The organism is Streptomyces alboniger (assembly GCF_008704395.1).
Lineage (GTDB): Bacteria > Actinomycetota > Actinomycetes > Streptomycetales > Streptomycetaceae > Streptomyces > Streptomyces alboniger.
Map to the genome: position 1 here is coordinate 1,994,942 of NZ_CP023695.1, position 11,060 is coordinate 2,006,001.

An 11,060-nucleotide genomic window follows, 5' to 3' on the forward strand; every position below is an offset into this window, starting at 1 on the left:
CCGAACCGTAATGACGGTTGCGAGTGCCGCAACATACGCTCGTACCGTTGCACACCATGCAACTCAGGCGTAACGCGACGGCGCCCGCCCTGGTCCGGTCGGGGACAAGGCGGGCGCCGCGTCAGTTCCGTACGCCGTTGTACGGGACGTAAGGGGGACGGAGCTAGGCCATCAAGGCGCGGTCCGTCGGGCGGATCGGGGCCGGAAGATCACTCGCACCGGTGAGGAAGCGGTCAACACCGCGGGCCGCCGAACGGCCCTCCGCGATCGCCCAGACGATGAGCGACTGGCCGCGTCCCGCGTCACCGGCGACGAAGACGCCGGGGACGTTGGTCTGGAAGTCGGCGTCGCGCGCCACGTTGCCGCGCTCGTCCAGTTCCAGGGCGAACTGGTCCACCAGGCCGTTCTCCCGGTCGGTGCCGGTGAAGCCCATCGCGAGGGTGACCAGCTGGGCGGGGAGCTTGCGCTCGGTGCCCGGCTTCTGGGTCAGCTTGCCGTCGATGAACTCGACCTCGACGAGGTGCAGGAACTGGACGTTGCCGTCCTCGTCGCCCTCGAAGTGCGTGGTCGAGACGGAGTAGACCCGCTCGCCGCCCTCCTCGTGCGCGGAGGTGACCTTGTACAGCATGGGGAAGGTCGGCCACGGCTGGTGCGGCGCCCGGTCCTCGCCCGGCTTCGGCATGATCTCCAGCTGGGTGACCGAGGCCGCGCCCTGGCGGTGGGCGGTGCCGACGCAGTCCGCGCCGGTGTCGCCGCCGCCGATGACGACGACGTGCTTGCCCTCGGCGGTGATGGGGGGCGCCACGAAGTCGCCCTCCTGCACCTTGTTGGCGAGCGGCAGGTACTCCATGGCGAAGTGGATGCCGTTCAGGTCGCGGCCCGGGACGGGCAGGTCGCGGGAGATGGTGGCACCGGCGGCGATGACCACGGCGTCGTACCGCTTGCGCAGCTTCATCGCGTCGATGTCCCGGCCGATCTCCACGCCGGTACGGAACTTGGTGCCCTCCGCGCGCATCTGCTCGATACGGCGGTTGATGTGCCGCTTCTCCATCTTGAACTCGGGGATGCCGTAGCGCAGCAGTCCGCCGATGCGGTCGGCGCGCTCGTAGACGGCGACCGTGTGACCGGCGCGGGTCAGCTGCTGGGCGGCGGCGAGGCCCGCCGGGCCCGAGCCGATGACCGCGACCGTCTTGCCGGAGAGGCGCTCCGGGGCCTGGGGCGCGACATCGCCGCGGTCCCACGCCTGGTCGATGATCGAGACCTCGACGTTCTTGATGGTGACGGCGGGCTGGTTGATGCCGAGCACGCACGCCGACTCGCACGGGGCCGGGCACAGGCGGCCCGTGAACTCCGGGAAGTTGTTGGTGGCGTGCAGCCGCTCCTGGGCGGCGGACCAGTCCTCGCGGTACGCGTAGTCGTTCCACTCCGGGATGAGGTTCCCGAGCGGACAGCCGTTGTGGCAGAACGGAATGCCGCAGTCCATGCAGCGCGAGGCCTGCTTGGAGATGATCGGGAGGAGCGAACCGGGGACGTAGACCTCGTTCCAGTCGCGGACGCGCTCGCCGACCGGGCGGGTCTTGGCGACCTCGCGGCCGTGGTTCAGAAAGCCCTTGGGATCAGCCATTGGTCGCCGCCTCCATCATCTTCTCGGTGATCTCGGTCTCGGAGAGACCGGCTCGCTCGGCGGCGTCCTTGGCGGCGAGCACTGCCTTGTACGTGCTGGGGATGATCTTGCTGAAGCGGCCCGCGGCCACGTCCCACTCGGCGAGGAGCTTCTCGGCGACGGTCGAGCCCGTCTCCTCCTGGTGGCGGCGCACCACGTCGTGCAGCCACTGCTTGTCGGAGTCGGACAGCTCCTCGACGGCGCCGAGGTTGCCCGCGTTCACGTTGTCGCGGTCCAGGTCGATGACGTACGCGATGCCGCCGGACATGCCGGCCGCGAAGTTGCGCCCGGTCTCGCCGAGGATCACGGCGTGGCCGCCGGTCATGTACTCGCAACCGTGGTCGCCCACACCCTCGGAGACCACGGTCGCCCCCGAGTTGCGCACGCAGAAGCGCTCGCCGGTGCGGCCGCGCAGGAACAGCTCGCCGCCGGTCGCGCCGTACGCGATGGTGTTGCCCGCGATCGTCGAGTACTCGGCGAGGTGGTCGGCGCCCCGGTCCGGACGGACGACGATGCGGCCGCCGGACAGACCCTTGCCGACGTAGTCGTTGGCGTCGCCCTCCAGGCGCAGGGTGACACCGCGCGGCACGAACGCGCCGAACGACTGGCCCGCCGAGCCGGTGAAGGTGATGTCGATGGTGTCGTCGGGCAGACCCGCGCCGCCGAACTTCTTCGTCACCTCGTGGCCGAGCATGGTGCCGACCGTGCGGTTGATGTTGCGGATGGCGACCTGGGCGCGCACGGGCTGTGCGTCGGTGGCGCTGGAGGCGGCGAGCGCGTCGGCGGAGAGCTTGATCAGTTCGTTGTCGAGCGCCTTCTCCAGGCCGTGGTCCTGCACGGTGACCTGGTGGCGCACGGCGCCGGACGCCAGCGCGGGCACGTGGAAGAGCGGCTCCAGGTCCAGGCCCTGCGCCTTCCAGTGCTTGACGGCCTTCTCGGTGTCGAGGAGTTCGGCGTGGCCGACGGCCTCCTCGATGGAGCGGAAGCCCAGCTCGGCGAGGAGTTCGCGGACCTCCTCGGCGATGAACTCGAAGAAGTTCACGACGTACTCGGCCTTGCCCGAGAAGCGATCGCGCAGCGCCGGGTTCTGCGTGGCGATGCCGACCGGGCAGGTGTCCAGGTGGCAGACGCGCATCATGACGCAGCCGGAGACGACGAGCGGCGCGGTCGCGAAACCGAACTCCTCGGCGCCGAGCAGCGCGGCGATGATCACGTCGCGGCCGGTCTTCAGCTGGCCGTCGGTCTGGACGACGATGCGGTCGCGCAGGCCGTTGAGCAGCAGGGTCTGCTGGGTCTCGGCGAGGCCCAGCTCCCAGGGGCCGCCCGCGTGCTTCAACGACGTCAGGGGGGAGGCGCCGGTGCCGCCGTCGTGCCCGGAGATGAGGACGACGTCCGCGTGTGCCTTGGAGACGCCCGCGGCGACCGTGCCGACGCCGACCTCGGAGACCAGCTTGACGTGGATGCGGGCGGCCGGGTTGGCGTTCTTGAGGTCGTGGATCAGCTGGGCGAGGTCTTCGATGGAGTAGATGTCGTGGTGCGGCGGCGGCGAGATGAGGCCGACGCCGGGCGTCGAGTGACGCGTCTTGGCGACCCACGGGTAGACCTTGTGGCCGGGCAGCTGGCCGCCCTCGCCGGGCTTGGCGCCCTGGGCCATCTTGATCTGGATGTCGTCGGCGTTGACGAGGTATTCGCTGGTCACGCCGAAGCGGCCGGAGGCGACCTGCTTGATGGAGGAGCGGCGCGCGGGGTCGTAGAGGCGGTCGGGGTCCTCGCCGCCCTCGCCGGTGTTGGACTTGCCGCCCAGCTGGTTCATGGCGATGGCGAGGGTCTCGTGCGCCTCGCGGGAGATCGAGCCGTACGACATGGCGCCGGTGGAGAACCGCTTGACGATCTCGGAGGCGGGCTCGACCTCGTCGATGGGGATCGACGGGCGGTTCGACTTGAAGCCGAAGAGGCCGCGCAGCGTCATCAGCCGCTCGGACTGCTCGTTCACGCGGCCCGTGTACTGCTTGAAGATGTCGTAGCGGCGGCTGCGCGTGGAGTGCTGGAGGCGGAAGACCGTCTCGGGGTCGAACAGGTGCGGCTCGCCCTCGCGGCGCCACTGGTACTCGCCCCCTATGTCGAGGGCGCGGTGCGCCGAGGGGACGCCGGAGGCCGGGTAGGCCTTGGCGTGCCGGGCGGCGACCTCCTGGGCGATGACGTCGAGTCCGGCGCCGCCGATCTTCGTCGTCGTACCGCTGAAGTACCGCTCGACGAAGGCCTGGTCGAGTCCGATGGCCTCGAAGACCTGGGCGCCGCGGTAGGAGGCGACGGTCGAGATGCCCATCTTGGACATGACCTTCAGGACGCCCTTGCCGAGGGCGTAGATGAGGTTGCGGATGGCCTGCTCGGCCCCGCCGTCCTCATCGGCGTGCAGGAACGTCCCTGCACGGACGAGGTCCTCGACGGACTCCATCGCCAGGTACGGGTTGACGGCCGCGGCGCCGTAGCCGATGAGGAGGGCCACGTGGTGGACCTCGCGGACGTCGCCCGCCTCGACCAGCAGGCCCACCTGGGTGCGCTGCTTGGTGCGGATGAGGTGGTGGTGGACGGCCGAGGTGAGCAGCAGGGAGGGGATCGGCGCGTGCTCGGCGTCGGAGTGCCGGTCGGAGAGCACGATCAGGCGGGCGCCGGCCTCGATGGCGGCGTCGGCCTCGGCGCAGATCTCGTCGATGCGGGCGGCGAGCGCGTCGCCGCCGCCGCTGACGCGGTAGAGGCCGGAAAGGGTCGCGGCCTTCATGCCGGGCATGTCGCCGTCGGCGTTGATGTGGATGAGCTTGGCCAGCTCGTCGTTGTCGATCACCGGGAAGGGCAGGGTGACGCTTCGACAGGACGCGGCGGTCGGCTCCAGGAGGTTGCCCTGCGGGCCGAGGGAGGAGTGCAGCGAGGTGACCAGTTCTTCGCGGATGGCGTCCAGCGGCGGGTTGGTGACCTGCGCGAACAGCTGCGTGAAGTAGTCGAAGATCAGGCGCGGGCGCTCGGAGAGGGCCGCGATGGGGGTGTCGGTGCCCATGGAGCCGAGGGGCTCACCGCCGGTCTTCGCCATCGGCGCGAGGATGATGCGCAGCTCTTCCTCGGTGTAGCCGAAGGTCTGCTGGCGGCGCGTGACGGAGGCGTGGGTGTGCACGATGTGCTCGCGCTCGGGCAGGTCGGACAGCTCGATCTCGCCGGTTTCCAGCCACTCCTGGTACGGGTTCTCGGCGGCGAGCGCGGCCTTGATCTCGTCGTCCTCGACGATGCGGTGCTCGGCGGTGTCGACGAGGAACATCCGGCCGGGCTGGAGGCGGCCCTTGCGGACGACCTTCGCGGGGTCGATGTCGAGGACGCCGACCTCGGAGCCGAGGACGACGAGGCCGTCGTCGGTCACCCAGTAGCGTCCCGGGCGCAGGCCGTTGCGGTCGAGGACCGCGCCGACCTGGGTGCCGTCGGTGAAGGTGACGCAGGCCGGGCCGTCCCAGGGCTCCATCATCGTGGAGTGGTACTGGTAGAAGGCGCGCCGGGCCGGGTCCATGGAGGCGTGGTTCTCCCAGGCCTCCGGGATCATCATCAGCACGGAGTGGGGCAGCGAGCGTCCGCCGAGGTGCAGGAGTTCGAGGACCTCGTCGAAGGAGGCGGAGTCGGAGGCGTCGGGCGTGCAGATCGGGAAGATCCGGTCGAGCTTCTCCTGGCCCCCGAAGAGGTCCGAGGCGAGCTGCGACTCGCGGGCGCGCATCCAGTTGCGGTTGCCCTTGACGGTGTTGATCTCGCCGTTGTGCGCGACGAAGCGGTAGGGGTGTGCGAGCGGCCAGCTCGGGAACGTGTTCGTCGAGAAGCGGGAGTGGACGAGCGCGACGGCCGTGGCGAAGCGGCGGTCGGACAGGTCGGGGAAGAACGGCTCCAGCTGGCCGGTGGTCAGCATGCCCTTGTAGACGATCGTGCGGGCGGAGAGCGAGGGGAAGTACGTCCCTGCCTCGCGCTCGGCGCGCTTGCGCAGCATGAACGCCTTGCGGTCCAACTCCAGGCCGGTGCTCTCGCCGTCGGCCACGAAGATCTGCCGGAAGACCGGCATCGTCGAGCGGGCGGTGGCGCCGAGCAGCTCGGGGGCGACGGGCACGTCGCGCCAGCCGAGGACGGTCAGGCCCTCTTCGGAGGCGATCGTCTCGATCTGTGAGACGGCGGCATCGGTGGTGCCGGCGGTGTCGACGGGCAGGAAGGCGATGCCGACGGCGTAGGCGCCGGCCGCGGGCAGCTCGAATCCGGCCACCTCGCGCAGGAACGCGTCGGGCACCTGGAGCAGGATGCCGGCGCCGTCACCCGAGTCGGGCTCGGAGCCGGTGGCGCCGCGGTGTTCGAGGTTGCGCAGTACCGTAAGCGCCTGTTCGACCAGGTCATGGCTGGCAACACCGGTCAGGGTGGCCACGAACCCGACACCGCAGGCGTCGTGTTCGTTACGGGGGTCGTACATCCCCTGGGGGGCGGGGCGACCGTCCATGGGCGACCAGGCGTGGGTACGCATCGGCACTCCCGTCGTCGTCGTGGCATATGCAAGAGGCGAGGGACGACGTTGGCCCTGGCGAAATTTCGTGCAGGTTACATGATGGAACGCTTCTCGAAAAGCGGATAGCTCATTCCATTATGTGGACACCGCTCGAAAAGGTGGGAGCGGTTCGGAGGGGACCTTTACGGACAGATCTCTTGGCCGAAGGCCCGGGGCGCCAGAGGCTTCGTTGCCCGCGGCGCTTGTGGCTCATGCCCAGTGGTCACCGACTCGAAACCGCCGAGTAACGGCTACTTATGCAAGATCCCGTATAGACCTGCACTGCCTCATCCTACGGCCGTACCGAACAGGCTGCCCAGGGCGTACGTCACACCGGCCGCCGCCCCACCGAGCGCGAGCTGCCGCAGACCGCTGAACCACCACGAGCGCGCGGTCACCTTCGCGACCACCGCGCCGCAGGCGAAGAGCCCGATGAGCGAGAGCAGCAGGGCGGGCCACAGCACGGTGGCACCGAACAGGTACGGCAGTACGGGGAGCAGGGCGCCCAGCGCGAACGCGCCGAAGGACGACACCGCGGCGACGGCGGGCGACGGCAGGTCGCCCGGGTCGATGCCCAGCTCCTCGCGGGCGTGGATCTCCAGGGCCTGCTCGGGGTCCTTGGACAGCTGCCGGGCGACCTCGCGGGCCAGCTCCGGCTCGACGCCCCGCGACACGTACAGCTCGGCCAGCTCCCGCTCCTCGTCCATGGGGTGCTTGCGCAACTCCCGCCGCTCGATGTCCAGTTCGGCCTGGACCAGCTCGCGCTGCGAGGCGACGGAGGTGTACTCGCCCGCCGCCATGGAGAAGGCGCCCGCGGCGAGTCCCGCGAGACCGGTGATGACGATGGCCTGCTGCGAGACCGAGCCGCCCGCGACACCCGTCATCAGCGCCAGGTTGGACACGAGGCCGTCCATCGCGCCGAAGACGGCGGGACGCAGCCAGCCGCCGTTGACATCACGGTGGGTGTGGTTGTCGCGATGCGCCTCGTGCAGCGCCGCTTCGGTCTCGATGATCGCCATGGTGTGGACCCCCTCAATGCTTGGACGACGTCGAAAGTACGCCCGAAAAAAATCTCCCGCCAGCAAGGAAGGCCGTACTTACCTGCGAAAACGCGCCGCCGCGCAGCCCTCGCGAAGGGCCCCGTGGCGGCTCACCGCTCAGCTCACCCGGCGGGCGAAGGGGTGATCTGAGCCTCGACATGCTCGTGTGAGCACCCCGCGTGGCAGAGATGGACCAAGCACCGCATCCAGCGGTCCGCGCAACAGGGAGGCACGGCATGGCGTCCACCGCATGCGTTCCCTCGGTCCCGGCGCCCGGCGACGCCGCCGACCTCCGCGAACGGGCGCGCGGCGCGCTGCTCGGCCTCGCGGTCGGCGACGCGCTCGGCGCACCCGCGGAGAACATGAAACCGTCCGAGATCCGGGCCCGTTGGGGCCGCATCACCGGATACGTCACCGAACACCCGGCGGGCACGGACGACACCGAGTACGCGATCTTCTCGGGGCTGCTGCTCGCCCGGCACGGCTCGGCGCTGACCGTCGCGCACGTCGAGGCCGCCTGGCACCAGTGGATCGCCGACCTGGACGAGGGCCCGTTCCGCGGCGCGGGCTTCAGCGAGCGCGGCACGCTGGAGAACCTGCGCCGCGGCCTCGCCGCCCCCATCTCGGCCCAGCACCGGCACGCCTGGAGCGACGGCCTCGCGATGCGGGCCGCTCCCTTCGGGGTCTTCGCCGCGGGGCGCCCCGCGGAGGCGGCAAGGCTGATCGCCGTCGACGGCTCGGTCAGCCATGACGGGGAGGGCATCTACGGCGGCCAGGCGGTCGCGGCGGGGGTCGCGGCGGCGATGGCGGGAGCGCGGGTGGACACCGTGGTGACGGCGGCTCTCTCCGTCATCCCGGACGACTCCTGGACGTCACGGTCGCTGCGGCGGGCGGTCGCGGTCGCCCACCGGGGCGAACGCGCGGTCCGCTCGGCGGTGGTCATCGGCGGCTACCCCTGGACCGACCTCGCCCCGGAGGCGGTGGGGCTCGCCTTCGGGGCGTACGCGGCGGCCCGCGGCGACTTCCGCTGCGCGGTGCTCGGCGCGGTGAATATGGGGCGGGACGCCGATACGACGGCGGCGGTGGCGGGGGCGCTCTCGGGTGCCACGTGTGGCGCCCGCGCGATTCCGGGCCCCTGGGCCTCGGCGATCGGGCCCGCGCGGGGCAGCTGCCTCCCCTCCATGCGGGGGCATCACGTCCTGGACGTGGCGGAGCTTCTCCTTCCTGTGGGGGAGCCCTCGTGACCCCCGACAAGCCCGCCGCTTCGCGCCGGATCTCTCCCACCCACCCACCCGTTCACCCCGCACCGGCCAGCGAACCAAAAGACCAGCCGACGCCCGCCCGCACCGCTGTTCCCACCGCACCCGCCGCACCCGCTGTGGGCCGCGCCGCTCCCGCTGTGGGCCGTGCCGCTTCCGCTGTGGGCAAGCGTTCCGCAGGGCGGAACGGGTGGGCACAGCCCCCGGCGCCGGGTGCCGACCAAGCGGGCCCCCGCATCGAAGGCCTGCTCCTAGGGCTGTCCGCAGGCGACGCCGCCGGCTGGCCCGCGGCTCGGCACCGGGCCGCCCGCATGCCCGAGTGGACCCGCCGCCTCACCCGGGAGCTGGACACCTTCGCCGAGCAGAACGCCACCACCACCCTCCCCGTGCCCATCGCCCTGAACCAGCCCCCGGAGCCGCTGCGGCTCGGCCCCTCGGACGACGCCGAATGGGCGGCGTTCACCGCGGAGTCGCTGCTCCGCGCCGCCGACGGGACCCTCGGTCAGGAGCTGTCCCCCGACCGCCGGGTACGGGCGGCGCTCGACCTGGCCTGGTCGACCCTCGCCGCCGAAGTGGCACAGGCGGCGGCCCGCGCCCCCGAGGTGGAGTCCGCCGTACTCCCCCTGCGCGCCCGGATCTCCGTACGCGCGGGCCTCGGCAACCTCGCCGCGGGCCTGCGTCCGCCCGCCACCGGCCACGACAACCCGCACTTCTTCGACGACGCCGCCTGCGTACGCGCCTGCGTCCTCGCCCTAGTCCACCCCGGCGACCCCGAACAGGCCGCCGTCCTCGCGGAGTTCGACGCCCGCTACACCCAGGACGGCGACGGTACGCACGGCGCCCGCGCGATGGCGGCGGCGATCGCGGCGGCCCTCGGCGGCGCGGACGTCGGCACCGCGGTGGACGCCGCGCTCGCCCAGCTCCCCGAGCACACGGAGATCGGCCGCAACGCCCGGCACGCCGTGAAGCTCGCCCACGACGCCGAGTGCGCCTTCGACCTCGTACCGCTCCTTGAACACCAGATCGTCGACCATGTGTACAGCTACGGCATCGCCGCCGCGGAGACCGTTCCGGTGGCCCTCGCCCTGGCGACCGCCGCGCGCGGCCGTATCCGCGAGGCCGTGCCCGCCGCCGCCTGCCTGTCCCGCGTCGCCGACTCGGCGCCCGCCCTCGCCGGTGCGCTGACCGGCGCGTTCGGCACCTCGGCGGCGATCCCCGACGCCTGGCGCGCGGCCTGCCGGACCCTCTCCGGCTGCACGCTCCCCCGCCTGGCGGGCACCGACCTGGTGGAACTCGCCGGGCACCTGGCACACACAGAACTGACCGCTCCAGGTGGACAATTCCGGCATGAAGCCCACAATTAGCGCGGTCGGCCTGGCGGACCGCATCACCGGCAGCCTCGTCGGCGCGGCGGTCGGCGACGCCCTCGGCGGCCCCGTCGAGGGATACGCGCCCGAGCAGATCGCCGAGCGGCACGGCGGCCGCGTCCAGGGCATCGTCGGCCCCTGGAACGGCGACGAGTGGCGCACCGCCCGCCCCATCGCGCCCTACCACAAGGGTGACGGGCACGTCACCGACGACACCTTGCTCACGCACGCGCTCGTACGGGTCTACGGCGCCGTCCGCGACCACCTGGACGCGTACGCCGTCGCCGACCACCTCGTGCCGGACCTCATGACGGCGCCGCGCTGGATCCCGGAGCTGGAGGCCGAGGCGATCCCCCTGCACCGGCTCTTCCTGGCCGAGAAGTGGCTCGTCGCCCGCCTCCACTACGGCCACGTCGACCCGCGCGAGGCGGGCGCCGGCAACATCGTCAACTGCGGCGCCGCGATGTACATGGCGCCGGTCGGCCTGGTCAACGCCGCCAACCCGCAGGCCGCGTACGCCGAGGCCCTCGACATCGCGGGCGCCCACCAGTCCTCGTACGGCCGCGAGGCGGCGGGGGTCTTCGCGGCCGCGGTGGCGGCGGCCTGCACGCCCGGCGCGACGGCGGACTCGGTGGTCGAGACGTGCCTCACCCTGGCGAAGGACGGTACGCGCGCCGCGATCGAGGCGGTGACCGAAGTGGCCGCGCGGCACCGGGACTTCGAGACGGCCCTGGCCCCTCTACGGGAGGCCGTCGCCCCCTTCGACACGGTCGGCCCCGACTACCGCTCCCCGTCCCTGGGCGCCCGCCGCCCCTCACGCCTGCACGCCATCGAGGAGCTGCCCGTGGCCCTCGGCATGCTCCTGGTCGGCGAGGCGGACTACCGCCGCACGGTCCTCGGCTCGGTCAACTACGGCCGGGACTGCGACTCCATCGCGACGATGAGCGGCGCGATCGTGGGCGCGCTGCACGGCGAGGCGGCGGTGCCCGCCGACTGGGCCGAGCGGGTCGCCGAGGCCAGCCGCCTCGACCTGCACGCCCCCGCGAGGACGCTCACGGAGGTCACCGAGGAGATCTTCGCCCGGGATGTACGCCGCCGCAGGGCTCACGAGTCGGCGTTCGCGGAGCTGACGGGCAGCACGCGTGCCGCCACATCCGGTGGGCAGGCGCCGACGGC

Annotated in this window: 5 protein-coding genes and 1 pseudogene; 3 read left to right on the forward strand and 3 right to left on the reverse strand. The window is 71.8% G+C overall.

What is annotated here, in order from left to right; all coding sequences use genetic code 11:
* Positions 1-163: 163 nt before the first annotated feature.
* The 3 genes from CP975_RS08775 to CP975_RS08785 all read right to left on the reverse strand — a co-directional run bounded on the left by CP975_RS08775 (position 164) and on the right by CP975_RS08785 (position 7,237).
* Positions 164-1,624, reverse strand: coding sequence for a glutamate synthase subunit beta (locus CP975_RS08775; protein ID WP_055536311.1), 1,461 nt, complete (start codon positions 1,622-1,624; stop codon positions 164-166).
* Entirely contained in the window at positions 1,617-6,146 is a 4,530-nt protein-coding gene (gltB, locus tag CP975_RS08780) for a glutamate synthase large subunit (protein WP_055536312.1), read from the reverse strand. Before gltB ends, CP975_RS08775 begins: the two co-directional genes overlap by 8 nt.
* A 359-nt stretch (positions 6,147-6,505) precedes the next feature.
* Positions 6,506-7,237 (reverse strand): VIT1/CCC1 transporter family protein, encoded by a 732-nt coding sequence (locus CP975_RS08785; RefSeq protein WP_055536313.1) that lies wholly within the window; start codon positions 7,235-7,237, stop codon positions 6,506-6,508.
* Between the two features lie 257 nt (positions 7,238-7,494).
* On the opposite strand from CP975_RS08785, the gene CP975_RS08790 reads away from it, so the two are divergent.
* The 3 genes and pseudogenes from CP975_RS08790 to CP975_RS08800 form a co-directional block, all read left to right on the forward strand.
* Positions 7,495-8,502 carry an ADP-ribosylglycohydrolase family protein gene (locus CP975_RS08790; protein ID WP_150476730.1) on the forward strand — a complete coding sequence of 336 codons (1,008 nt, stop codon included), beginning with the start codon at positions 7,495-7,497 and terminating at the stop codon, positions 8,500-8,502.
* Positions 8,503-8,753: 251 nt separating this feature from the next.
* Positions 8,754-9,881: an ADP-ribosylglycohydrolase family protein gene (locus CP975_RS08795; protein WP_246201755.1), complete on the forward strand. Its 1,128-nt coding sequence runs from the start codon at positions 8,754-8,756 to the stop codon at positions 9,879-9,881.
* Positions 9,865-11,019 (forward strand): annotated as a pseudogene (locus tag CP975_RS08800) (ADP-ribosylglycohydrolase family protein); the annotation flags it as partial. The gene CP975_RS08795 and the pseudogene CP975_RS08800, both read left to right, overlap by 17 nt.
* Positions 11,020-11,060: the final 41 nt, after the last annotated feature.